At 65.6% G+C, this 23,519-nt stretch carries 20 protein-coding genes and 1 riboswitch; of the genes, 3 read left to right on the top strand and 17 right to left on the bottom strand.

Features of this window, described 5'->3' with window-relative positions:
* Positions 1 to 12: 12 nt before the first annotated feature.
* On the bottom strand, positions 13 to 993 hold the full coding sequence (locus AAFG07_RS08225) for a LysR family transcriptional regulator (RefSeq protein WP_342726818.1): 981 nt from the start codon (positions 991 to 993) through the stop codon (positions 13 to 15).
* Positions 994 to 1,092: 99 nt separating this feature from the next.
* On the opposite strand from AAFG07_RS08225, the gene bla reads away from it, so the two are divergent.
* From bla to glyA, 3 genes are all read left to right on the top strand, one after another.
* Positions 1,093 to 2,010 carry a class A beta-lactamase gene (bla, locus tag AAFG07_RS08220; protein ID WP_342726817.1) on the top strand — a complete coding sequence of 306 codons (918 nt, stop codon included), beginning with the start codon at positions 1,093 to 1,095 and terminating at the stop codon, positions 2,008 to 2,010.
* Between the two features lie 151 nt (positions 2,011 to 2,161).
* Positions 2,162 to 3,076 carry an ankyrin repeat domain-containing protein gene (locus tag AAFG07_RS08215; protein WP_342726816.1) on the top strand — a complete coding sequence of 305 codons (915 nt, stop codon included), beginning with the start codon at positions 2,162 to 2,164 and terminating at the stop codon, positions 3,074 to 3,076.
* An 84-nt stretch (positions 3,077 to 3,160) separates the two neighbouring features.
* A riboswitch (ZMP/ZTP riboswitch) is annotated at positions 3,161 to 3,246 on the top strand.
* 34 nt (positions 3,247 to 3,280) lie between these two features.
* Entirely contained in the window at positions 3,281 to 4,558 is a 1,278-nt protein-coding gene (gene glyA / locus AAFG07_RS08210; protein WP_342726815.1) for a serine hydroxymethyltransferase, read from the top strand.
* A 133-nt stretch (positions 4,559 to 4,691) separates the two neighbouring features.
* Here the strand turns inward: glyA and AAFG07_RS08205 are convergent, their stop codons facing one another.
* From AAFG07_RS08205 to AAFG07_RS08130, 16 genes are all read right to left on the bottom strand, one after another.
* A complete protein-coding gene (locus AAFG07_RS08205) occupies positions 4,692 to 5,258 on the bottom strand; it encodes a c-type cytochrome (protein WP_342726814.1) in 567 nt (188 codons plus the stop codon).
* An 89-nt stretch (positions 5,259 to 5,347) separates the two neighbouring features.
* Positions 5,348 to 7,057, bottom strand: a complete 1,710-nt coding sequence (locus AAFG07_RS08200) for a PQQ-binding-like beta-propeller repeat protein (protein ID WP_342726813.1) — start codon at positions 7,055 to 7,057, stop codon at positions 5,348 to 5,350.
* 441 nt (positions 7,058 to 7,498) lie between these two features.
* A complete protein-coding gene (locus tag AAFG07_RS08195; protein WP_342726812.1) occupies positions 7,499 to 8,989 on the bottom strand; it encodes an ABC transporter substrate-binding protein in 1,491 nt (496 codons plus the stop codon).
* 56 nt (positions 8,990 to 9,045) lie between these two features.
* Complete coding sequence (locus tag AAFG07_RS08190; protein WP_342726811.1) at positions 9,046 to 10,080, bottom strand: oligopeptide/dipeptide ABC transporter ATP-binding protein; 1,035 nt, start codon at positions 10,078 to 10,080, stop codon at positions 9,046 to 9,048.
* Positions 10,077 to 11,081, bottom strand: coding sequence for an ABC transporter ATP-binding protein (locus AAFG07_RS08185; protein WP_342726810.1), 1,005 nt, complete (start codon positions 11,079 to 11,081; stop codon positions 10,077 to 10,079). The genes AAFG07_RS08190 and AAFG07_RS08185 overlap by 4 nt, the downstream gene beginning before the upstream one ends.
* 2 nt (positions 11,082 to 11,083) lie before the next feature.
* Positions 11,084 to 11,926, bottom strand: a complete 843-nt coding sequence (locus tag AAFG07_RS08180) for an ABC transporter permease (RefSeq protein ID WP_342729082.1) — start codon at positions 11,924 to 11,926, stop codon at positions 11,084 to 11,086.
* Between the two features lie 50 nt (positions 11,927 to 11,976).
* Positions 11,977 to 12,927: an ABC transporter permease gene (locus AAFG07_RS08175; RefSeq protein WP_212319376.1), complete on the bottom strand. Its 951-nt coding sequence runs from the start codon at positions 12,925 to 12,927 to the stop codon at positions 11,977 to 11,979.
* Between the two features lie 76 nt (positions 12,928 to 13,003).
* Positions 13,004 to 14,434, bottom strand: coding sequence for an amidase (locus AAFG07_RS08170; protein ID WP_342726809.1), 1,431 nt, complete (start codon positions 14,432 to 14,434; stop codon positions 13,004 to 13,006).
* A gap of 119 nt (positions 14,435 to 14,553) precedes the next feature.
* The gene (locus AAFG07_RS08165) at positions 14,554 to 15,492 is read right to left on the bottom strand and encodes a carbohydrate kinase (protein WP_342726808.1); all 939 of its coding nucleotides are present in this window, start codon (positions 15,490 to 15,492) and stop codon (positions 14,554 to 14,556) included.
* Positions 15,493 to 15,501: 9 nt separating this feature from the next.
* Complete coding sequence (locus AAFG07_RS08160; protein ID WP_342726807.1) at positions 15,502 to 17,154, bottom strand: FGGY-family carbohydrate kinase; 1,653 nt, start codon at positions 17,152 to 17,154, stop codon at positions 15,502 to 15,504.
* Positions 17,155 to 17,181: 27 nt separating this feature from the next.
* Positions 17,182 to 17,955, bottom strand: coding sequence for an SDR family oxidoreductase (locus AAFG07_RS08155; RefSeq protein ID WP_342726806.1), 774 nt, complete (start codon positions 17,953 to 17,955; stop codon positions 17,182 to 17,184).
* A gap of 86 nt (positions 17,956 to 18,041) precedes the next feature.
* Positions 18,042 to 19,049 carry an ABC transporter ATP-binding protein gene (locus tag AAFG07_RS08150; protein ID WP_342726805.1) on the bottom strand — a complete coding sequence of 336 codons (1,008 nt, stop codon included), beginning with the start codon at positions 19,047 to 19,049 and terminating at the stop codon, positions 18,042 to 18,044.
* 16 nt (positions 19,050 to 19,065) lie between these two features.
* A complete protein-coding gene (locus tag AAFG07_RS08145) occupies positions 19,066 to 19,896 on the bottom strand; it encodes a carbohydrate ABC transporter permease (RefSeq protein ID WP_342726804.1) in 831 nt (276 codons plus the stop codon).
* A gap of 4 nt (positions 19,897 to 19,900) precedes the next feature.
* A complete protein-coding gene (locus AAFG07_RS08140) occupies positions 19,901 to 20,773 on the bottom strand; it encodes a sugar ABC transporter permease (protein ID WP_342726803.1) in 873 nt (290 codons plus the stop codon).
* A 135-nt stretch (positions 20,774 to 20,908) separates the two neighbouring features.
* The gene (locus AAFG07_RS08135) at positions 20,909 to 22,222 is read right to left on the bottom strand and encodes a sugar ABC transporter substrate-binding protein (protein ID WP_342726802.1); all 1,314 of its coding nucleotides are present in this window, start codon (positions 22,220 to 22,222) and stop codon (positions 20,909 to 20,911) included.
* Positions 22,223 to 22,564: 342 nt separating this feature from the next.
* A complete protein-coding gene (locus tag AAFG07_RS08130; protein WP_050402572.1) occupies positions 22,565 to 23,518 on the bottom strand; it encodes a sugar-binding transcriptional regulator in 954 nt (317 codons plus the stop codon).
* Position 23,519: the final 1 nt, after the last annotated feature.

Here is a 23,519-nt window from a genome sequence, read left to right as displayed (position 1 = left end):
AAAAGCCCTTGCTCACCGCCGCTTCTTCACGGCCTTTGTCTTGACCTGCGCTTTAGCTTTGGCTTTCGGCTTGGGCCGTGCGGCAGGCACCTGTGGCGCATCCCTCACCTCCTCCACCTCACTCACCTCCGCCCGCAGCGTGTCGAGCAGCCAGTCGCGGAAGGCGCGCATGCCGGGCGTCACCTCGCGCGACTTCAGCCAGGTCAGCCAATAGGACCCCGCCGGCACTTCGGCCGCGAACGGCCGCACCAGCCGGCCTGAGGTCAACTCGTTGTTGAACATTGCGATCGGCACGAGGCCGACGCCGACGCCGCGCGCAGCCGCCTCGGCCATCGCGACCGAACTGTCGAAGATCGGTCCCTGAATCTTGGGGCAGGGCGCGCCCGCCACCGCAAACCACAGCGGCCATTCCTCGGCGCGGTAGGAGCGCAGCAAGAACTCCTGCGCGAGATCGGACGGCTTGCGCAGCCGGCCCGCCACGTCGGCGCAGCACACCGGCGAGAGCGGCGCGGACAACAGATGGATCGCCTCGGTGCCGTGCCAGGAGCCGTCGCCGAAGCGCAGCGCAAGATCGAGCCCGTCGCCCGCAATGTCGACGCGGTTGTTGTTGGTGAGCAGACGCAGGTCGATATAGGGATGCGCGCGCTTGAAGCGATCGACCCGTTGCAGCAGCCACCCGGTCGCAAACGTCGTGACGCAGCCGACGGTGACGACCTCGCGCGTGCCTTTGGCTTCGATGCGATCGATCGCGGCACCGATCCGGTCGAGCGCGTCTGATAGCACCGGCAGCAGCGCCAGCCCTTCGTCGGTGAGCACCAGCCCGCGCGGCAGGCGGCGGAACAGGCTCGCGCCCAAGAGATCCTCGAGCTGCTTGACCTGATGGCTGATCGCGGTTTGCGTCACGCGCAATTCCAGGCCCGCGCGGGTGAAGCTCAATAGCCGCGCGGAGGCCTCGAAGGCGCGCAATGCGTTCAGCGGGAGATGCCGGCGCACGGCGTCATGACCAAGTTTTCCTCATGCCTCGTTGTATAAATGATTGTTTGTGCGCCGTCACGCCGTTGGGCAGTTTCGCGCCGCCAACGGGGACGAGAGATGCTGACGAGACGGACATTCGGATTGCGCGCGCTGGGCCTTGCGGTTTCCTGCACTTTGCCGCGGCCAAGCGCCGCGGCAGGACAGAGCGCAGCGGCGGGACCAGGCGAACCGGCGCGGCGGCTGCAGGAGGAGTTTGCGCGCATTGAGCTCGCGACCAGCGGCCGGCTCGGCGTCGCCGCGCTCGACATGGAGACCGGATTGCGCGCGAGCCAGCGCGGTGACGAGCGGTTCCCGATGTGCAGCACCTTCAAGGCGCTGGCCTCGGCCGCGGTGCTGCACCGGGTCGACCGCGGCGAATCCAGCCTCGACCAGCGCGTGCAGGTTGAGGCCAAGGATATCTTGGCCTATGCGCCGGTGGCCAAGCAGCACGTCGGATCGAGCATGACGCTGTCCGAACTCTGCGAGGCCGCCATTACCCTCAGCGACAATACCGCTGCCAACCTGCTGCTGCGCGAGATAGGCGGGCCTGCCGGCTTCACCAGCTTCTTCCGCACCATCGGCGACAATGTCAGCCGGCTCGATCGCTGGGAGGTAGCGCTAAATGAAGCCGTGCCGGGTGATCCGCGCGACACGACGAGCCCAGTCGCGATGCTGAAGAATCTGCAGCGCGTGGTGATCGGCGATGTCCTGCAGGCCGCCTCGCGCCAGAAACTCGTGGACTGGATGGTCGCCAACAAGACTGGCGACACGAGGCTGCGCGCCGGCGTGCCGCGCGACTGGCGGGTTGGCGACAAGACCGGCACCGGCGAGCGCGGCACCTATAACGATATTGGCGTGTTCTGGCCGCCCGGCCGCAAGCCGATCGTGGTGACGGTCTACCTGACCGGGGCAAGCGCTCCGATGGAGAAGTGCAACGAGGTGATCGCCAATGTCGCGCGCGCCGTTGCCAATGCGAGCACCGGACAGACCGGCTAGAGCCGCACAACGCCGCGCGGCGCAACGGCGCTGCGCGGCGCGACATCCCTGCGCGGCTTGAAAATCGACGGGCAGCTTGGCAGCAACCAAGGATCATGCGACGCTCAATCCGAATGGCGATGCTGATAGCAAGCCATACGGAGGACACGTCTTGTATCGCCGCATCGCCCTCGCCGCGCTGTTGGTTGCCGGCAGTACCCACACCAGCCTCGCGGCGGCCGACCCGGCGCGGTGCCGCGAGCTGATCCGCAAATACGAAACCGACAAGGCGCAGCTCAGCGCAGTCGAGATCTCGCTGACCTTGTTCGCGGCGGCCAATGCCGATTGCGTCAACCTCGCCACCGCGCTGCTCGATGGCGGCGCCTCGGTCGATGCGCGGGACCGGCTCGGTGCAAGGCCGCTGAGCCACGCCGCCCGCTCCGGCCATCTCGACATGATCGACCTGCTGCTGGCCCGTGGCGCGCCGGTCGATGCCCGCAACCTCGCGGGATCGACCGCGCTGTATCTTGCGGCCGAGCGCGGCCATGTCGCGATCGTGCAGCGGCTGATCGACCGCGGCGCCGACGTCAATCTCACTGGGCGCAGCGGTGCTTCCCCAGTCGCGGCCGCCGCCTATGCCGGCCGCGACATGGTGGTGCGCATGCTGCTGGCGCACGGCGCCGACGGCCGCAAGGCTGACGACACCGGCAAGCCACCGATCGTGTACGCGGCCGCCGGCGGCCAGATCGGCATCGTCAAGCAGTTGCTCGCGCTCGATATCGACATCAACGCGCGCTACGCCAACGATCTCACGCTCCTGATGTGGGCGGCTGGACCGGACGAGACCGTGCCGGAGGCACAGGCGCTCGAGGTCGTCGCGTATCTCCTGGACGCAGGCGCCAGGGTCGACGATCGCGATGCGCGGGGACGCACGGCGCTGATGATCGCCGCCGAGGGCAACCATCCGGCGATCGCGAAAGCGTTGCTGGCCCACGGCGCCGATGCGGCGCTGGCCGACAAGGCCGGCAAGCACGCCGCCGATCTCACCATCCTGTCGGCGCTGCGCGAGGAGCTGACGCCGCGCTGAGGCATGCGCGCGATGGACTCATGAGTTGCGAAAGGTCCGCAGGTGGGCTAAATTTTTCTCTACGAAGAGTCTCCGTGCTCATTCGTCCTATCGCGCGACTGGCGAGCTAACGTGGAATCGACCACGGGGAAGCGCGAAGGGTTCCAACGCCGATCGCCTGGGCAACCAATCTGCTGGAAAAACAGCGTGTTGAGGAGCCCGAGCATGCCGTCATTTCGCAACGAACTGTCCATCAACGATCAAGAGATCGCTGCCGCCCTTATAGGGGAAGAGCGTCGTCAACAGGACGGCGTCGAACTGATTCCGTCCGAGAATTACACCTACCCGGAGGTGCTTGAGCTGCTCGGATCGGTCTTCACCAATAAATACTCCGAGGGATATCCGGGACGCAGGTACTACGGCGGCCAGCAGTATACCGACAGCATCGAGAACCTCGCACGCCAGCGGGCCTGCTCGCTTTTTCGTGCCGAGCACGCCAACGTTCAGCCGCTTTCCGGATCACCGATGAATCAGGCCGTCTATCTCGGCCTATTGCAGCCTGGCGACACGATTCTCGCCATGGATCTGTCCCACGGCGGTCATCTCACCCACGGCGCGCCAGTGTCCCACATGGGGCGCTTGTTCAACTTCGTTCGCTACAAGACGGCCCCGTCAAACGGCGCGATCGATTTCGATGAATTGCGCGCGATTGCGCGTGAAGCACGTCCGAAGATGGTGTTGTGCGGCTACAGCTCCTATCCGCGCGACCTGGACTATGCGGCGTTCAAGAGTATCGCCGACGAAGTCGGCGCGCTCACGATGGCTGACGTGAGCCACTATGGCGGATTGGTTGCCGCTAATGTCATGCGCAATCCGCTTGATGCCGGCTTCGACATCATGACGACGACATCCCACAAGACACTGCGCGGCCCCCGCGGCGGGATCATCCTATGCCGGAAGGAGAATGCCGGTCGGATCGATGCTTCCGTCTTTCCAGGTTTGCAGGGCGGACCTCACATGAACGTCGTGGCCGGGATTGCCGTGACGCTCAAGAAGGCGGCGACCTCGGATTTCCAGGTTTACGCGCGACAGGTTCTGCGCAACGCGAAGGTTCTTGCCGGCGCGCTGATGGAACGCAGGATGAAGCTGGTCACGGACGGGACGGATAATCACATGATGGTCGTCGATACGGTCGCATCCGTCGGATTGGACGGGCGAGCAGCCGAGGACGTGCTCGATGCCATCGCCATCACGACAAACAAGCAGGTTATTCCAGACGATCCGCGCCCGCCGCTCAGGCCAAGCGGTATTCGCCTTGGGACACCGGCGGCGACCACGCGCGGCATGGGAGACCCCGAAATGCGCCGCATCGCCGAGTTCATTGCGGGGGCTCTGCAGGCGAACGGAGACGATGCGGTCCTCGCGCGTCTCAGGTCGGAGTGCATCGAGATGTGCCGAGCCTTTCCTGTTCCAGGCGTGGTGTCCAGGTCTCGACCGAACTGATCGGCTCTACGCCAGCAACCGCAACTTGGCGCGCAGACGCACAGAACGGGATCGGGCGCCGGCGTCCGACCTCGACCGCCAAGAACACATATGCGATAGCCCTGCGCTCGCGTGAGGCTGAGCTTGCCCGCCGCTAAAGCCCCGCCAGATAATCCACCAGCGCGGTGAGGTCGTCGGGCGAGGTCGCCAGCATCAGGTCCGACATGCCGGGATTGTTGCCGCGCGCGCGGGTGCGGAAATCGGCGATGGTTTTCGCGAGGTAGTCCCGTCCCATCCCGGCGAGCCGCGGCACCGTGCCGTCGCCCTGGAACCGATCGAGGTGGCAGGCCGGGCAACCGACCGAAGCGCTGGCGCTGAGCGCCTTCGCTGCGACGTCCTTGGGCGCGCTGGGCTGGCCGAGATTCGGCCATGGCTTCTGCGAGAAATATTCCGCGATCGCCAGCATGTCGTCGCGCTCGAATTGGGTCGCGATCGGCTGCATGATCTCGCTCTTGCGATCGCCGCGCTTGAAATCGCGCAGCTGGATATAGAGATAGCCGGCCTGCTGGCCCCAGATCGTCGGAATGGTCTTGTCGACGGGCTTGCCGTCCTCGCCGTGGCAACCGGTGCAGACCTGCGCCTTCTCCTCGATCGTCTCCGCGCGCGCTTGCGCCACCATCAAAAGCAGCGCGGCGCCGCACATCATCAATTTACCGAACATTGGTCCATCCGAAGAAAACAGAGGCGGGACCGAACCGGTCCCGCCTCGCCGTCAATGCTTGCACGCGCGATGATGCATCCCGCCTCGGCTCAGTCGAGCGTGAAGGCGATGATGTTGTTGCCGCGCTTGAAATCGAGCTGGACGTTGCCACCGGCACCGACCACGACATATTGCTTGCCGCCGATCATGTAGCTCGACGGCGGCGCATTGACGCCGGCGCCGGCGCGGAAGCTCCACAGCTCCTTGCCGCTCGACGAATTATAGGCCGCGAACTTGCCGTTGCCTTCGCCGGTGAACACCAGGCCGCCGGCGGTGGCGAGGATGCCGCCGATCATCGGCTCGGGCGTCTTGACCTGCCATTTGATCTTACCGGTGTTGTAGTTCACCGCGGTGATGTTGCCCGACTGCTTCTCGCTCGGGATCACCTTGAAGGCGCCACCCAGCCACAGCTTGCCGTTCGGATAGGCCGAGCTTTCGACGTGGTAGGTCATCGGCTGGTGCAGGTTGATGGCATAGGCCAGTTCCTGTCCCGGATCGGTCGCGATCGGCGACCATTCGACGCCGCCGTTGGCGCCGGGCAGCATGCGCGCGCCTTCCTTGGTCGGCAGCACCCACATGTTCTCCTGCGGCACCATCGCCTCGGAGAAGCGGATCAGGCTGCAGTCCTTGCGATCGTGCACATAGATGTGCCCGGTCTTGCCGGCATGAATGACGCCGGGAATCGTCTTGCCGTCCTTGTCCTTGACGTTGACCAGCACCGTCGGGCTGACCGCGTCGAGGTCCCAGACGTCATGGGCGATGTACTGGAAGTGGCAGACATACTTGCCGGTATCGAGATCGAGCGCGACCAGCGAGTTGGTGTAGAGGTTGTCGCCGGGCCGGTTCGAGCCGTCGAGGTCGGGCGACGGATTGCCGACGACGAAGTAGATCCGGTTGGTCGCCAGATCGACCGACGGGTTCTGCCACACACCACCGCCGAGCTTGGCATAGGGATCGCCGATCTTGGCGAGCATGTCCTTCTCGGCCTGGATATTGCGATGCATGTCGCGGCCGGTGGCGTCCTTGGTCGCCCAGACGCCGACGGAGTTCTCCGGAATGGTGTTGAAATTCCACAGCTGCTTGCCGGTCTTGGCGTCATAGGCGCGCACGAAACCGCGGATGCCGTATTCGCCGCCATTGGTGCCGATCAGCACCTTGTCCTTGACCACGGTCGGCGCCATCGTCTCGCTGTAGCCGAGCTCGGGATCGGCGATGTTGGTGGTCCAGACCACCTCGCCGGTCTTGGCGTTCAGCGCCATCAGCTTGGAATCCAGCGTCGCCAGATAGACCCGGTCGCCGAGCACCTGGACGCCGCGATTGTTAGGACCGCAGCAATAGACCGTGATCGGCCCCATCTTGTGGGCGTAGTGCCAGAGCTGCTGGCCGGTCTTGGCGTCGAGCGCATAGACATGGCTGAACGACGTCGTGACATACATCACGCCGTCGACGACGATCGGCGATGTCTCAAGCGACTCCTTGACGTCGGTCTGGAAAATCCAGGCGACGTGCAGGTTCTTCACATTGTCCCGGCTGATCTGCTTACCCGGATAAAACCGCGTCTGGGCGTAATTTCCGTTGGTGAGCAGGAAGTCCTTGACGTTCTTGTCGGCGGCGTTGAGTTGCTCCTGGGTCACCGGAGGGACATTGGCGTTACCCAAGACCGACTGCTTCTCCTGCTTGACTTCTTGTGCGATGGCAGCACCGGACAACAGGCCAACGCCGACCGCTGCGGCGAATGCCGCAAGCCCTTTCACGTACATAGTCTCCCCCGTTATTTCTTGGTTGCAGTATCAGGGATGGTGTTTGCTACTTCCCCCTCGAGGCCTGGCCGCCGTAGCGAGCGCACACCGTGGATGGCTTTGGTTGCGCTGCAATAGATGATCAAAAAAAAGACAACGACAGGTATCGATGGACGGGTTCCATGTTAGCGCTGTCCTTCACAAAGACAACCGATGCGCTCAATGCGAAACTGCAACAGCATGCGGTCGCGCGCCCGAAGTGCTGCGACCGCGGGCTTGCATCAATCTGAGCAATATCGGTAGCTTCCGGCGCCTTCGCGCATCGCCGGACACATTCGCCTTCGCAGGCGCAGCACGCAAAATGAGACTAAGCGTCAAGCGACGGCGGCGCGCGAGGTGCGGCTCCGGCTGAAGCCACTGGTCTTCGCCAGCGCGATCGCCTGCTCCCGGGTTACTCCCAAGTTACTCCCAAGCCCAGGTCGAGAAATCATTCTCGAACTGCGGCACGTTCTTCCATACGCCCTTCAGCTTCTTGCTGGCGATCGTGATCAATTGCGGCTGGAACAAAAAGCCGGCGACCGCATCGGTTGCCAGCATCCGCTGCGCGTCGCCGAGCAGCTTGGCGCGACCGGCTTCGTCAGGCGTCGCCATGATCTGCTGATAGAGCGCGTTGAACGCCTCGGACTTGTAGCCGAGATAGTAATCCGGCTCGGTCAGCTTCACGAGGTCGAACGGCTCGACATGCGCGACGATGGTGAGATCGTAATTGTGCGGGCCGGTGAAGACCTGCGACAGCCATTGCGCCCATTCCACGTTCTCGATCTTGGCAACGATGCCGACCTTGGCGAGCTGCGCCGCGAGCACCTCGCCGCCCTGCCGCGCGTAGGATGGCGGCGGCAGCTTGAGGCTTAGCTCGAGCGGCGTCTTGACGCCGGCCTCGGCCAGCAGCTTCTTGGCGAGTTCAGGATCGTAGGGGTTGATGCCGGTGGTATCGACATAGCCGAGCGATCCCGGCGTGTAGAAGCTGCCGATCGGCGTGCCGAAGCCGTCGACCGCGCCGTCGATCATCGCCTTGCGGTCGATCGCCGCCAGGATGGCACGGCGAACCCGGACGTCATCAAGCGGCTTCTTGCGCTCGTTGATGCCGACGATGGTTTTTGTTCGCGAGCCGCCGATCAACACGTTGAAGCGCGGATCGGCCTTGAACTGTGCCAGGCTACGCGCCGCCGCAACCCGCGGAAACGCGTCGACGTCGCCCGACAGCAGCGCCGCGACCTGCGCGGCGGGATCGCCGATGAAGCGGATCGTCACCTTGGAAAGCTTGATCGCGGCAGCGTTGCGATACTCCGGCCATTTCACCAGCGTGATCGACGAGCCCTTGGCCCAGCTGCCGAGTGTATAGGGCCCGGTGCCGACCGGCTGCGTCACGTCGGTCGGCGCGCTCTTCGGCTCGACGATCGAGCCGGACGCCTGACCGAGCAGGAACGGCAGGTTCGGCTCGGCGTACTTCAGCGCGACGACGATCGTCTCCGGGTCGGGCGCCGTCACCGACGCGAAGGCCTGGTACAGGCTCCTGTCCTTGTTGGTCGAGGTCGGCGCCGCGGCGCGGTCGAACGTGAACTTGACCGCCGCGGAATCGAACGGCTCACCGTTGTGGAATTTGACGCCCTTGCGGAGCTTGAAGGTGTAGGTCTTGAGATCCGGCGAGGCCTGCCAGCTCTCGGCGAGCAGCGGCGACACCGAGCCGTCCTCGTTGATCTTGGTCAGCGTCTCATAGACGTTGTAGAGAGTCACTTCGGCGATCGCCGCGGCCGCCGCGTTGGTGGGATCGAGTCCCGGCGGCTCCAGCGTCATGCCCATCACGACGCTGTCCTTCTTGCCCTGCGCGAGGCTCGGCAGCGGCGCTGCGGCGAGCGCGGCAGCGGCCGCAATGATGCACAATTTCCTCAACATTGGTCTGCTCCCCGGACGTGCTCTTTCATCAGCCTGGGCTGGTCCCGCACAATGGACTAACCGGCCTCCGCGACCACTGGCGGCAGCGCCATCACGGCTTCGGCGTAATGGCAGGCCGCCAGATGGGCGTCTCCGACGTTGCGTAGCGCAGGCGCCGCCTCGCGACAATGCTGGTCGGCCAGGGGACAGCGCGGCGCGTAAGGACAGCCGGCCGCGGCCGAGGCCTGCGAGCCGATCGCCTGCGCGCCGCGGCGGCGCCGGACACCACCTGCCCGGGCGCGCGGAACCGCATCCAGCAGCGCACGCGTGTAGGGATGGGCGCTGCGGGCGAACAGATCGGTGGGCCGCCCCTGCTCCACGATCCGCCCGAGATACATCACCGCGATCTCGTCGCAGAGCAGATCGACCACCGCGAGGTCGTGGCTGATCAGGATGTAGCTCAGACCGAACTCGTCCTGCAGATCCTGCATCAGATTGAGCACCTGCGCCTGCACCGAGACGTCGAGCGCCGAGACCGGCTCGTCGGCGACGATCAGCTTCGGCTGGGTGATCAGCGCGCGCGCAATCGCGATGCGCTGGCGCTGGCCGCCGGAGAATTCGTGCGGGAACTTGTCCATGTCGGCATCGCGCAACCCGACCTGCCGCAGCACCGTGGCGACGCGCTCGCGCAGGCTGCCGCGATCGATCCGCCCGAGCGCGGTCAGCGGCTCGGCCACGATGCGCACGATGGTCTGCCGCGGATCGAGCGAGCCATAGGGATCCTGGAACACCATCTGGAAATCGCGGCGCGCGTGGCGCAGCTCGTGCGGCGGCATCCGGTTGAGGTCGCGACCCCGCAAACACACCGTGCCCGATGTCGGCCGCTCCAGCGCCATCACCAGCCGCGCAAAGGTCGATTTGCCCGACCCGGACTCGCCGACCACGCCGAGGCTCTTGCCCGGCATGACCCGAGCCGTGACGCCATTGAGCGCGTGCACCTGCGCCGCCGGCTTGAACAGGCTTTCACGCGGCAGCGTGTAACGCTGCGCGAGATCCGTTACCTCAAGCAGCGGCGTCGCGGGCTCGGACTGGAGCTGATCGAGCACGGTCATGCGCCAACGCCCCCGGCCGCCATCGAGACGTCGGTCCTGATGCAACGCACGCCATGCGCCGCGCCGACATCGACGACAGCCGGCAGCGCCGCGCGGCAGCGCGCCTCGACGATCGCGCAGCGATCGGCGAAGGTGCATCCCGCGGGCAAGTCGGCCAGCTCCGGCACAGTGCCGGCGATGGTCGCGAGCCGCGTCCCCTTGCGCGCGCCGAGCCGTGGGCGGGCGCGGAACAGGCCCTGCGTATAAGGATGGCCCATCCGCGTGAACACGGCATCGGTCGCGCCGCTTTCGACGACGGTGCCGCCATACATCACCATCATGCGCTCGACGTTCTCGGCGATCACGCCGAGATCGTGCGAGATCAGGATCATCGACATGCCGCGCTCCGCGACGAGATCGGCGATCAGATCGAGGATCTGGCCCTGGATCGTGACGTCGAGCGCCGTGGTCGGCTCGTCGGCGATCAGCACGTCGGGCTGGCAGGCCAGCGCCATCGCGATCGTGATGCGCTGGCGCTGGCCGCCGGAAAACTGATGCGGATAAGCATCGACGCGCTTCGCCGCATCGGGCAACCCGACGCGATCGAGCAAGGCAATGGCTTCCAGCCGCGCCTCTGTTGCCGAGATACCGGTATGACGCCGCAGCGGCTCGGCGACCTGGTGCCCAATCGTGTGCATCGGATTGAGCGCGGTCATCGGCTCCTGGAAGATCATGCTGATGCGGTTGCCGCGCAGCTTGCAATAGGCCGCATCAGGCAGGCCGACGAGCTCTGCGCCTTCGAGCCGAATGCTGCCGCTGATCACGGCGCTGTCCGGCAGCAGCCCCATCAGCGCCAGCGCGGTGACCGACTTGCCGCAACCGGATTCGCCGACCAGCCCGAGCGTCTCGCCGCGGCGAAGCGCGAAGCTGACGCCGCGGACGGCCTGCGCCGGGCCGCGGCTGGTGTTGAGCCGGACGCCCAGGTCCTTCACCTCGATCAGTGGTGTACCTGTGTCAGCCATGCTCAACGCTCCCGTGCCAGACGGGGATCGAGCAGATCGCGCAAGCCGTCACCGAGCAGGTTGAGCCCGAGCACCGCGATCGCGATCGCAACACCAGGGTAGACCGCGAGCATCGGCGACTGGAACAGCAGGGTCTGCGCGTCGTTGAGCATGCGGCCCCAGGACGGCTGCGGCGGCTGGGTACCGAGCCCGAGATAGGACAACGCGGCCTCGGCGAGGATCGCCAGCGCAAACTGGATCGTCGCCTGCACGATCAGGATCGACAGGATGTTCGGCAGCACGTGTTCGACGGTGATGCGGAATGAGCCCTTGCCCGCGGCGCGCGCGGCCAGCACGAATTCGCGGGCCCAGATCGCATTGGCCGAGCCGCGGGTGACGCGGACGAAGGTCGGGATCTGGAAGATGCCGATCGCGGTGATCGACGTTACCATGCCCGGACCCGCGACCGCGGCGAGCATGATGGCCGACAGCACCGCCGGGAAAGCGAAGGTGAAGTCGCTCATCCGCATGATGAGCTCCTCGGTCCAGCCCTTGCGGGCCGCTGCAATCAGGCCGAGGCCAACGCCGAAGGTCAGGCCGATGCCGACCGCGATGACGCCGACCATGATGGTGGAGCGCGCCCCGACCAGCAGCAGCGAGACGATGTCGCGACCGAGCACGTCGGTGCCGAGCCAGTGCGCCGCCGACGGCGGGTGCAGCTTCGAGGCGACGTCGATGTCGTAGGCCGACCACGGCGTCCAGACCAGCGACAGCAGCGCCGCGCCGAGCACGACCAAGCTGAGCACCGCACCGAGCACGAAGCTGCGATGGCGCAGCGCACGGCGCCAGAAGCCGGTCACAGGCATCGCCCCCGGTGCGATCGCCGCCGTGCCGGTGGATGCGGTCAGCGGCGCGCTCACAGGTTGGCGACCTTGATGCGCGGATCGATGAAGGCATAGAGCACATCGACCACGAAATTGACTGTCACGACCATCGCGGCGAGCAGCATCACGCAGTTGCGCACCACGATCAGGTCGCGGTTGGCGATCGACTGGAAGATCAGCCGGCCGAGGCCCGGCAGATAGAACACGTTCTCGATCACGATGGTACCGGCCAGCAGGTTGGCGAATTGCAGGCCCATGACAGTCATGACCGGGATCATGGCGTTGCGCAGCACATGGCGCCACAAGACCTCGCGCTTGCCGAGCCCCTTGGCGCGCGCGGTGCGGACGAAGTCCTCGCGCAGCACCTCCAGCACCGCCGAACGGGTGACGCGGGCCAGGATCGCGGCCTGCACCACGGCAAGCGAGATCGCGGGCAGCAGCAGTGAGCGGATCCCGAGCCAGATGCCGTCGTCCCAGCCGGCAAATCCGCCGGCGGACAGCAATTGCAGCTTCACCGAGAACAGCAGGATCAAGAGGATCGCGAACCAGAAATTCGGCAGCGCGATGCCGATCTGGGTCAGCGACATCACGCCGACATCGCCGATCTTGTTGTGGTTGGCCGCGGTGTAGATGCCGGCGGACAGCGCCAGCACCACCGTGATCAGCATCGACATGATCGCGAGCGGGATCGTCAGCACCAGCCGCTCCGCGATCAGGCCGGCCACCGGCGTGCCATAGACATAGCTGTTGCCGAGATCGCCGACCGCCATGCCCTTGATCCAGAGCAGATAGCGAACCGTGAGCGGCTGGTCGAGCCCGAGCTTGACGGTGAGCGCGCGCACCGCATCGGGCGAGGCGTCGGCGCCCATCAGCATCTGCGCGGCATTGCCGGGCAACGCGTCGAGCACCAGGAAAATGATCAGCGAGGCCGCGAACAGTGTCGCCACCAGGGTCAGGATCCGCCGCAGGAAGAATACGCTCATGCCCGCCCGAAGGGTAAGGAACAGGCCGCAGGTTTCAACATGTTCGCGAACGAATGCAAGCCCTTCGCCGCACCATTCATGATTTCAGCGCCGGTCTGCGGCCAAGCAGATCGCTCGCCTCTTCGAACAGCGCCGCGACGCGCAGCAGTTCCGCGTCGGCCCTAAAGCGGCCGACCAGATGCAGGCCGATCGGCAGGTCGTCGCGGCCGAAGCCGGAGGGAATGCTGATCGCGGGATGCCCGGTCATGTTGAACAGCATGGTCCAGGGAAACCAGTGCGGCCGCACGCTGTCGAAGCTCTGGCCGTCGATGTCGATGGTGCCGAACAGATCCTGATCGATCGGCAGCGCCGTACGGGTCAGCGTCGGCATCGCCAGGATGTCGCCGCGCTCGAGCAGCGCCTGCACGCGGCGGAACAGCGCGGTGCGGTCGAACATCGCCTGCTGGTACTCGACGCCGCTGACCTTTGCGGCGAGCGCGAGCTGCTTCAGGAAGGTGGGGCTGAGGTCATCGGGATGATCGGCCGCGAGCTTCCCGAAGCGGGTGCGCCAGACGGTGTGATTGATAGCGCGCCAGATCGGTTCGATGTCGAAGCCGTCGCCGGAAAACTCCTCGAGTTCCGCGCCGAGGCCGGCCAGCCGGTCGAGGCCCGCCTTGAAGTCAGCGGCGACATCCGCGCTCACCGGACGACCCGGCGGCGACAGGCAGAACAGCACCCGCCTGCCCCGGAGATCGCCACGCGGCGCCGCGCGATCGAGATAATCAGGCACCGGCACGCCAATCGACCAGGGATCGGACGGATCCTCGCCGGCCATCGCCTGCATCATCAGCGCGGTGTCGGCGACGGTGCGCGTGGTCGGCGTGACATAGGTCTGGTTGCCGAAGGCGTCCTGCACCTGGCTGTGCGGGATCACGCCGTTGCTCTGCTTGATCCCTACTACGCCGTTGCACGCGGCGGGAATCCGGGTCGAGCCGCCACCGTCGGTCGCAACCGCCAGCGGCGCGATGCCGCTCGCGACCGCGACCGCCGCGCCGCCGCTGGAACCGCCGCTCGTCCGTTCCGCACTCCACGCATTGCGGGTGCGGCCGAACAGCGGCGAGTCGGTCAGGCACTTGCTGCCGAACTCCGGCGTCGTGGTCTTGCCGATCAATATTCCGCCCTGCGCACGGAGCCGGGCCACCGCCACGGCATCATGGTCGGGCACGTTGTTCCGGTACGGCACCGCGCCGAAGGTCGTGCGCACGCCTTTGGTGCTGACGATGTCCTTCACGGTGAAGGGAATGCCGTGCAGCAGCCCGAGCGGCTCGCCGGCCATGACCTGCCGCTCCGCGGCCTTCGCCTGCACCATCGCCTCGTCGGCGCACAGCGTAATGAAGCAGTTCAATTCGGGTTGCAGCCGCTCGGCGCGGGCGAGTACCGCGGCGGTGAGCTCGACGGGAGAGACCTCCTTGCGGGCGATGCGCGCACGAAGCTCAACGGCAGGCAGCATACAGAGATCATCGCTCATTGGGACAAGGCGCTCGCATCAAACGTGGTCGACCGCCGGGCATCGTGCCGCGCTGCATCGGCCAAGTCCATCGCCTCGTGCGCATGACGGCGCGCTGGGCGGCCGCGATGGCGCATGGCCTACCAGGTGTTCGCAGGCAACTCCCGGCTCCGCGGCGGATCGGCGCCCGCGCGCGTGCAGGTGAAGGCAGCGCAGTTGCAGGCAAACGACAGCGCGCGTGTGAGCTCGGCCGCGCTGATCTCGCGCAGTTGCGCTCGTGCGATCCGATCCAGCCGATGCAATGCAGCGAGCAGCGCGGCCTGAAAACTGTCGCCGGCGCCGATCGTATCCACGACATTCACTACCGGCGACGTGGCCTCGATCGCTCCGGCCTTGCGATGCCAGGCCGAGGCGCCATCATTGCCGCGCGTAATGACGACGAGCGACGCCCCGCCGGACAGCAGCGCCTCGGCCCTCCCCGCATAGGCCTGATCGCCGAACAGATAGGCGAAGTCGACGTCGGACATTTTTACAATGTCGGCCTTGCCGCAGAACGCTAGCATGCGGGCGCGATAGGCGTCCTTGTCCTTGACGAGGTTCGGCCGGCAATTCGGATCGAGCGAGATCGTCGCGTTCGGCCGCGCATGCTCGATGAAGGCCAGCGTCTCTGCCGCACCCTTGTCATGGACCAGCGTGGTCGAGCCGGTGTGAAGGCAGGTGACGCCGTCAAGCGCAATCGCCTCGCGCCGGTAGGTCCAGTTCCGCGATGCGGTGTCCGCGTCATAGAACGCGTATTGCGTCTCGGTGCCGGTCACGCGCGCAAAGGCCAGCGTCGCCTGGCAATCGCTGCGCGTCGCGCGGCTGAGATCGACGCCGGACGCCGTGGCGTGATCGGCGATCATCCGGCCGAAGGTGTCGGTCGAGATGCCGCCGACAAAGCCGGTGGGAACATCGAGCCGGGCGCTGCCGATCGCGATGTTGAGGCAGGAGCCGCCGACCGCGGGCGTCAGGGCCTCGCGTCCATCCGCCGTCCGCGACGGCAGGAAATCGATCAGCGCATCTCCGCAACTCAGCAGCATGCAAACACCTCAAGTCGGCGCCGCGCCGGGCGCCCGCTTCATCGCCTCGCGGCTGTCGCGATCAAGCTGGCGCAGCATCTTGTGCACGCCGCGCTTCTTGCGATGGAAATCGGCGAGCTCGGGCCTGGTCGGCTCGCTCAACCGCCCGAGCGCCGACATGCCGGCCATCGCCGCATTGATCGAGTTGTGCGCACCGCTGGCGACCGCACCCAGCATCGCGGCGCCGAGCAAGACGGGTTCTTGCGTCTGCGGCAGCGCCACCGTGTAACCGGTGGTGTCGGCCATGATCTGGCGCACCAGGGGGCTGCGGCTGGCGCCGCCGCCGATCACGATGGTCTTGCCACTGACGCCGTGGGCCTGCAGCGCCTCGATGACGTCGGCGAGGCCATAAGCCAGCCCGCACAGGCCGGCGATAAACAGCCGCTCCAGCGCCGACACGTCGGTGTCGAGATCGAGCCCCGCGATCACGGCGCGCGAGCCGGGATCGGCATAGGGCGATCGGTTGCCGAGGAATTCCGGCAGGACATGAACGTTGCGCGCGAGCAGCGCGGCTGCGCCGGCATTGCCGCTGCGCGCCAGAATGCGCTTTTCGAGATACTCGATGACGTCGACGCCGTCGTGCTTCGCAGCAAGCATAACCTCGGCATGCGCCGGATGCGATTTGAGCAGATGATCGATCGCGGCGCCCGCGGCGGATTGGCCGCCCTCGTTGAGCCAGAAGCCCGGCACCATCCCTTCGAAATACGGGCCCCAGACGCCGGGCACGAAGCAAGGATCGACCGTGGTCGCCATGATGCAGGCCGACGTTCCCATGATGTAGGCCAATCGCTGGCAGACATCGACGTCGGCGCCCGAGCCGTCACGACCGCCGATCGCGCCGACGCCGCCGGCATGGGCGTCGATCAGCGAGGCGCCGACCGCGGTTCCCGGCGTCAGGCCGAGATCGCGTGCGGCATCCTCCGACAGCCCGCGGCCGAGCGGCGAGCCCGGCGGCACGATCTCGGTCCCGATCCGGGCAAAGCGATCCGCTGCAAGCGTCTCTAACCCGACGCGCTTCAGGAACGATTCGCTCCAGCCGCCCTCACCGGCCACATAGGTCCATTTGCAGGTGACCGTGCAGGTCGAGCGCGCCAGCGAGCCGGAGGCGCGGAATGAAAGATAGTCGGCGAGATCGAAGAAATGCCCGGCGGCCTCGAAGGTCGCCGGCAGATGCCGCTTCAGCCAGAGGATCTTCGGGATCTCCATCTCCGGCGAGATGGCGCCGCCGACATAGCGCAGCACGCGGTCGCCGGTCGCGTTGACGAACTCCGTCTCGTCCATCGCTCGGTGGTCCATCCAGACCACGACATTGCGCGCGGGATCGCCAGACGGGCTGACGGTGAGCGGCCGGCCGGCTTGGTCGAGCACGACCAGCGAGCAGGTCGCATCGAAACCGATGCCCTTGACCTGCTCGGCCGCGACCGCTGCCTCGCGCATCGCGTGACGCACGGACGTCACGCAGGCCGCCCAGATGTCATCGGACGATTGCTCGACAATATCGCCGGGCTCATGCCAGACCCGGATCGGATGCCGGGCCGAACCCAATAGCTTGCCGGCCTCGTCGAATACCCCCGCCCGGGCGCTGGTGCTCCCGACGTCCACCCCGATATAGGCTTGCCGCATGGCCGCTCCGTTATTTCCGGCGCGATCCTACCAGCAAGTGTAGCCGCCATCGACCAGAACGATGCTTCCGGTCATCAGGCTCGCCGCCTCGGAGGCCAGGAACAGCACCACGGAAGCGATCTCGTCGACCTGCCCCATCCGCGCCATCGGGGTTCCACCGATCCAGGCGTCGTACATGCGGGGGCTGTTCTTTACGAAGGCGTTCAGCGGGGTCTCGATATAGGTCGGCGCCACGGCGTTGACGCGGACCCCGCGCGCGCCCCATTCGGCGGCGAGCGATTTGGTCAAATGATGCACCGCGGCCTTCGACGCATTGTAGAAGCACTGCTCCTGCGGCTTGTTGACGATGAAGCCGGACATCGAGCCGACATTGACGATGGTGCCGGACTTCGCCTTCAGCATGTGATTGCCGAAGGCGCGACAGCACCAGAAAGTGCCGTTCAGATTGACGTCGATGACGTTGAGCCAGTGCTCGTCGGTCACGGTCTCGGCCGGCGTCTCGCTGCGCGCGATGCCGGCATTGTTGACGAGGATGTCGACCTTGCCGTACTTGCGAACCAGTTCGTCGGCGACCGCCGACACGCGCCCGGAATCCGTCACGTCCATCAGCGCGATATCGGCATCGAAGCCCTTGGCCTTCAGCGCCGCCTGCGCGTCATGGGCCGCCTTGGCGTCGCGATCGCCGATGACGACCTTGGCGCCGGCTTCCGCCAGCGCCTCGGCACAGGCCAGTCCGATGCCCTGGCCGGCACCGGTGATGATGGCGGTCTTGCCGCCGAGCTTGAATTTCTCGAGATACATTTTCTTCTTCCTTTGCCTAGAGCCCGTATTTTCGCGGGCGTGCCGCCCCGGCCAGAGCGAGATCAACTGCGGAGACCATCCATGCCTTACGCGTGGATCGATTTTCCGCTGTCGTCGAAACGATGGATGCGTGCCGGATCCGGGATCAGCGACACCTTGTCGCCGGGATGCAGGTCGAGCTCGCCGACATAGCGCGCGGTCAGCGTTCCCAACGCCGCAGCATCGACATAGAGAAAGGTGTCGCTGCCGAGATGCTCGGCGACCGCCACCGTCCCCTGCCAGCCGCCCTGCCCGTCGCGCTCGACCTTCAAATGCTCGGGCCGCACCCCGATGGTGGTCGCGCCCTGCTGCTTGGCGAGCTCGCCGGTGACGAAATTCATCTTCGGCGAACCGATGAAGCCGGCGACGAACAGGTTGTTAGGCTTCTCATAGAGCTCGAGCGGCGAGCCATATTGCTCGATCTTGCCGCCGTTCAGCACCACGATCTTGTCGGCCATGGTCATGGCCTCGACCTGGTCGTGTGTGACGTAGATTGCCGTGGTGCCGAGCTGCTTCTGCAACCGCGTCACCTCGAGCCGCATCTGCACCCGCAGCGCGGCATCGAGGTTCGACAGCGGCTCGTCGAACAGGAACGCCTTCGGCTCGCGCACGATGGCCCGCCCGATCGCGACCCGCTGGCGCTGGCCGCCGGAGAGCTCGCGCGGCTTGCGCTCGAGATAGGGCGTCAGGTTGAGCGTGGCCGCGGCAGCCTCGACCTTGCGGTTGATCTCGTCCTTGGCGATCCCGGCCATCTTCAGGCCGAACGCGATGTTGCCGCGCACGCTCATATGCGGATAGAGCGCGTAGGACTGGAACACCATCGACAGCCCGCGCTTGGCCGGCGGCACGTCGACTACGTTGCGGCCGTCGATCAGGATGGCGCCGCCGGTGACGTCCTCGAGCCCGGCGATCAGCCGCAGCAGCGTGGTCTTGCCGCAGCCGGACGGACCGACGAAGACGACGAAGGAGCCGTCGGTGATCTCGAGGTCGGCGCCCTTGATGATGTGGACCGGCCCGAACGATTTTTGCACACCCTGCAGCGTAATCTGACCCATGGGACAAGCCTTTCTGCTACTTGACCGCGCCGAAGGTCAGGCCGCGGACGAGTTGCCGCTGACTGAACCAGCCGAGCACGAGAATGGGCGCGATCGCGAGCGTCGACGCCGCCGACAATTTCGCCCAGAACAAGCCTTCCGGGCTGGAATAAGATGCGATGAACACGGTGAGCGGCGCGGCCTCGAGCGTCGACAAATTGAGGGTCCAGAACGCCTCGTTCCACGCCAGGATCAGATTGAGCAGCAAGGTCGAGGCGAGCCCCGGCACCGCCATCGGCGTCAGCACATAGATCAGCTCGCGGCCGATCGTGGCGCCGTCCATCCGCGCCGCCTCGAGAATGTCCTTCGGGATCTCCTTGAAATAGGTGAACAGCATCCAGATCACGATCGGCAGATTGCCGAGGCACAGGATGAAGACCAGGCCAGTTCGGGTATCGAGCAGGCCGAAATTCCGATAGATCAGGTAGATCGGCACCAGCACGCCGACCGGCGGCATCATCTTGGTGGAGAGCATCCAGAGCAGCACGTCCTTGGTCCGCTTGGTCGGCGAGAATGCCATCGACCATGCCGCCGGAATTGCGATCAGCATTGCGATCAATGTCGAGCCGCCGGCGATGATGATCGAGTTGAGCGCATGGTGGAGGTAGTCGCTGCGCTCCTGCACCGTGATATAGTTCTCCGTCGTCCAGTGGAAAAACAGGAACGACGGCGGGATCGCGAAAGCTTCGAGCTCGGTCTTGAAGCTCGCCAGCGCCATCCAGAGGATCGGGAAGAAGATCAGGAAGCCGACCAGCCAGGCCGCCGCCGTCGAGATCACCTTGTTTCGTGTCGTGACCATCCGCGCCATGACGTTACGCCTCCAGATTCCGGCCGACGATGCGAACGAGGAAGAACGCGACGATGTTGGCGAGCACCACCGCGACCAGGCCGCCCGCCGAAGCGCTGCCGACGTCGTACTGGATCAGTGCCTGCGAATAGATCAGGAAGGCGATGTTGGTGGTCTGCAGGCCGGGGCCGCCGCCGGTGGTGACGAAGATCTCGGCGAACACCGTGAGCAGGAAGATGGTCTCGATCAGGATCACCACCGTGATCGGGCGCGCCAAATGCGGCAGCGTGATGTAGATGAAGGTCGAGATCGCACTCGCGCCGTCCATCTCTGCCGCTTCCTTCTGCTCCTCGTCGAGCGATTGCAGCGCGGTGAGCAGGATCAGGGTCGCGAACGGCAGCCACTGCCAGGAGATGATCAGGATCACCGAGAACAGCGGCACATCGTTGAACCAGTCGATCGCCGGCAGCCCCAACAGATGCGCGATCCAGGCGAACAGGCCCGACACCGGATGCATCAACAGGTTCTTCCAGACCAGCGCGCTCACCGTCGGCATCACGAAGAACGGCGCGATCACCATCAAGCGGACGATGGAGAGCCCGACCACCTGCTGGTCGAGCAGCAGCGCCAGCGGCACGCCGAGGATGATCGTGATCGCGAGCACCGAGCCGACCAGCACCAGCGTGTTCTGCAGCGAGGCGAGGAAGGCCGGATCGGTGAGGAAGTAGCGGAAATTTTCCAGGCCGACGAAGGATTCGGAGCCGGGATCGAGCAGATTGTAGTGCAGGGTCGCGAAGTAGATCGTGAGCGCCAGCGGCACGATCATCCAGATGAACAGCAGCGCCACGGCGGGCGTGAGCAGCGTGCGTGCGAGCAGTTGGGTCTGCTGGGTCGCCATCCCCGCCTCCTTGTTAAGGAAAGGAGCGACCATCCCGCTGCGGGACAGGATGGTCGCAAGTAACCCAGCTCGGGAGGTCTAAGCTGGTCGGGCGGCCAAGGCGCGTGCTGCGCCCTGGCTTTGTCTGGGCGTGGCTTATTTGATGTAGCCCGCGCGCTTCATCTCGCGCTCGGTCACGGACTGCGCGGCGGTGAGCGCCGCATCGACGGTGGTCGAGCCGGACAACGCGGCCGAGAACTGCTGGCCGACCTGGGTGCCGATGCCCTGGAATTCAGGGATCGCCGCATACTGCACGCCCACGTAAGGCACCGGCTTCACCGTCGGCTTGTTCGGATCGGCGGCATCGATCGAGGCCAGCGTCAACTTGGCGAAGGGCGCGACCTTCAGATAGTCGGGGTTCTTGTACAGCGAGGTGCGCGTGCCGGGCGGCACGTTGGACCAGCCTTCCTTCGACGCGACGAGCTTGGTGTAATCCTTGCTGGTCGCCCAGGCGATGAACTTCTCGGCCGCCTCGACTTTCTTCGAGCCGGCGGGGATCGCGAGGCTCCATGCCCACAGCCAGTTGGCGTTCTTGCCGAGCCCGGTGTTCGGGGCCAGCGCGAAGCCGACCTTGTCGGCGACCTTGGAATCCTTCGGGTTGGTCACCATGGACGCCGCCACCGTGGCGTCGATCCACATCGCGCATTTGCCGGCGCTGAACAGCGCGAGGTTCTCGTTGAAGCCGTTGGACGAGGCGCCGGGAGGTCCGGCCTGCTTCATCAGATCGACATAGGTCGTCAGCGTCTTCTTCCATTCCGGCGAATTGAACTGCGGCTCCCACTTCTCGTCGAACCAGCGCGCGCCGAACGAGTTGGACATCGCGGTCAGGAACGCCATGTTCTCGCCCCAGCCGGCCTTGCCGCGCAGACAGATGCCGTAGACCCCGCCGGCCTTGTCGGTCAGCTTCTTGGCGGCATCGACCACGAAGTCCCAGGTCGGGCTTTCCGGCATCTTCAAGCCGGCCTTGTCGAACAGGTCGGTGCGATACATCACCATCGAGCTCTCGCCGTAGAACGGCGCGGCATAGAGCTTGCCGTCGACCGAGACCGCATCCTTGATCTTCGGCAGCAGGTCGCCGACGTCGTAATCGGCGCCGAGCTTGTCGAGCGGCACCAGCCAGCTCTTCTTGGCCCAGATCGGCACCTCGTAGGTGCCGATGGTGAGCACGTCGAACTGGCCGCCCTTGGTGGCGATGTCGGTGGTCACGCGCTGGCGCAGCACGTTCTCCTCGAGCGTCACCCATTTGACTGTTATGTCGGGGTTCTTCGCGGTGAATTCGCTGGTGAGCCCCTGCATGCGGATCATGTCGCTGTTGTTGACGGTCGCCACCGTCAACGTGGTCTGGGCGATCGAGGGGGCAGAGATCAAAAGAGCAGCCGCGCCCGCAACGGCGCAAAGGACGTTTTTCACAGTGACCTCCCTTATGTCACGTTGAGCATATGCCCACGTGTTGAGCGTATGTTCATCCCGTCGTCAAAATTTGTCAAGCACGCGGGTGCCCCCGTCCCGCGCGATTGCGGGTTCCACCACAGCCTGGGAGGGAGGTTCTGCGGGGCGAACGGAAGCGGCTGACGGCGAATTTGATTGAGCTGGAGCGGCATCGAAGGTTCACCTCTCCCGCTTGCGGGGAGGTCGGATTGCATCGAAGATGCAATCCGGGTGGGGGTTCTCTCCGCAATACGACTCGAGGATAGACCCCCACCCCAACCCTCCCCCGCAAGCGGGAGAGGGAGCGCACCCAATTCGTGACTTCTAGCGATCCAGCACCGCGCGTGCGGTGGCCTCATCGGTGATGAGGCCGTTGATCACCCGGCCCGCCAGCGCGGCCTTGATCGAAGGCACCTTGGCAGCGCCGACGGCCGCCGCGATCGTGGTCGATACCGCGGGGATCTGCGGCGGAATGCTGGTCAGCCGCTTGTTGGTGCCACCCTTGATCAGGCGGCCCTTGGCATCATAGGCCCAGCCCGTCACCTCGCCGACCGCACCGAGCCGCATCATCTCCAAGAGCTCTTCGCGGGTGACGAAGCCGTCGACATGGACCTGGGCCTTCTGGTCCATCTGGCCGATGCCGATCAGGCGCAGATCGGCCTTGGCGGCGACCGCCCTCACCCGCGCGATCGGGTCGATGCGAATCATGCGGTTGCGCTCGTCCTCGCTCGACATCAGGAACGGCAGCGGCATCGGGTAATGCCGCGCACCGGTGCGGTCGGCGAGCCGTCCGACCGTGTCGTAGAAGCTCGCCGAGCCGTCGGCGGAGATGTTGCCGACCAGCGAGACGATCTGATGATCGGGCCGCTCGATCGGCGAGACCCGCTCGACCGCGGCACGCACCGCGCGGCCGGTGCCGAGCGCCACGATGACAGGCGTCTCCGAGCGCAGCGTCAGCTCCAGCAGATTGGCGCTGCGTTCAGCGATCCCGGCATTCGACAGCGGCGCCGCCGGATCCGATGGCACGACGTCGCAATGCACCAGATCGAACCGCTCCTTCAGCCGCGATGCCAGTTCCATGCAGGCCGCAATGGGGTGCTCGAGGCGAAACGTGATCAGCCGCTCGGCAAGACACAGCGACACCAGGCGCTGCGCCGAGGCCCGCGACACCTGCAGCATCTTCGCAATTTCGTCCTGGGTGTGGCCCGCGATGAAATACAGCCAGCCGGCGCGCGCCGCATCGTCGAGGCGAGACTTTTCGTTGTCGGGCGCAGCCATG

It is taken from the genome of Bradyrhizobium sp. B097, assembly GCF_038957035.1.
In the GTDB taxonomy this organism is placed as follows: Bacteria; Pseudomonadota; Alphaproteobacteria; order Rhizobiales; family Xanthobacteraceae; genus Bradyrhizobium.
The sequence above is the reverse complement of the archived record's forward strand: the minus strand, read 5'-3'. Positions and strand labels throughout refer to the sequence as shown.

Coding starts and splice junctions, on each gene's coding strand:
- AAFG07_RS08200 (WP_342726813.1), bottom strand. CDS start 7,057: ATGTACGTGAAAGGGCTTGCGGCATTCGCCGCAGCGGTCGGCGTTGGC.
- AAFG07_RS08170 (WP_342726809.1), bottom strand. CDS start 14,434: ATGAGCGATGATCTCTGTATGCTGCCTGCCGTTGAGCTTCGTGCGCGC.
- AAFG07_RS08185 (WP_342726810.1), bottom strand. CDS start 11,081: ATGGCTGACACAGGTACACCACTGATCGAGGTGAAGGACCTGGGCGTC.
- AAFG07_RS08160 (WP_342726807.1), bottom strand. CDS start 17,154: ATGCGGCAAGCCTATATCGGGGTGGACGTCGGGAGCACCAGCGCCCGG.
- AAFG07_RS08205 (WP_342726814.1), bottom strand. CDS start 5,258: ATGTTCGGTAAATTGATGATGTGCGGCGCCGCGCTGCTTTTGATGGTG.
- AAFG07_RS08165 (WP_342726808.1), bottom strand. CDS start 15,492: ATGCTGCTGAGTTGCGGAGATGCGCTGATCGATTTCCTGCCGTCGCGG.
- AAFG07_RS08130 (WP_050402572.1), bottom strand. CDS start 23,518: ATGGCTGCGCCCGACAACGAAAAGTCTCGCCTCGACGATGCGGCGCGC.
- AAFG07_RS08140 (WP_342726803.1), bottom strand. CDS start 20,773: ATGGCGACCCAGCAGACCCAACTGCTCGCACGCACGCTGCTCACGCCC.
- AAFG07_RS08175 (WP_212319376.1), bottom strand. CDS start 12,927: ATGAGCGTATTCTTCCTGCGGCGGATCCTGACCCTGGTGGCGACACTG.
- AAFG07_RS08155 (WP_342726806.1), bottom strand. CDS start 17,955: ATGTATCTCGAGAAATTCAAGCTCGGCGGCAAGACCGCCATCATCACC.
- AAFG07_RS08195 (WP_342726812.1), bottom strand. CDS start 8,989: ATGTTGAGGAAATTGTGCATCATTGCGGCCGCTGCCGCGCTCGCCGCA.
- AAFG07_RS08150 (WP_342726805.1), bottom strand. CDS start 19,049: ATGGGTCAGATTACGCTGCAGGGTGTGCAAAAATCGTTCGGGCCGGTC.
- AAFG07_RS08190 (WP_342726811.1), bottom strand. CDS start 10,080: ATGACCGTGCTCGATCAGCTCCAGTCCGAGCCCGCGACGCCGCTGCTT.
- AAFG07_RS08180 (WP_342729082.1), bottom strand. CDS start 11,926: ATGCCTGTGACCGGCTTCTGGCGCCGTGCGCTGCGCCATCGCAGCTTC.
- AAFG07_RS08145 (WP_342726804.1), bottom strand. CDS start 19,896: ATGGCGCGGATGGTCACGACACGAAACAAGGTGATCTCGACGGCGGCG.
- glyA (WP_342726815.1), top strand. CDS start 3,281: ATGCCGTCATTTCGCAACGAACTGTCCATCAACGATCAAGAGATCGCT.
- bla (WP_342726817.1), top strand. CDS start 1,093: ATGCTGACGAGACGGACATTCGGATTGCGCGCGCTGGGCCTTGCGGTT.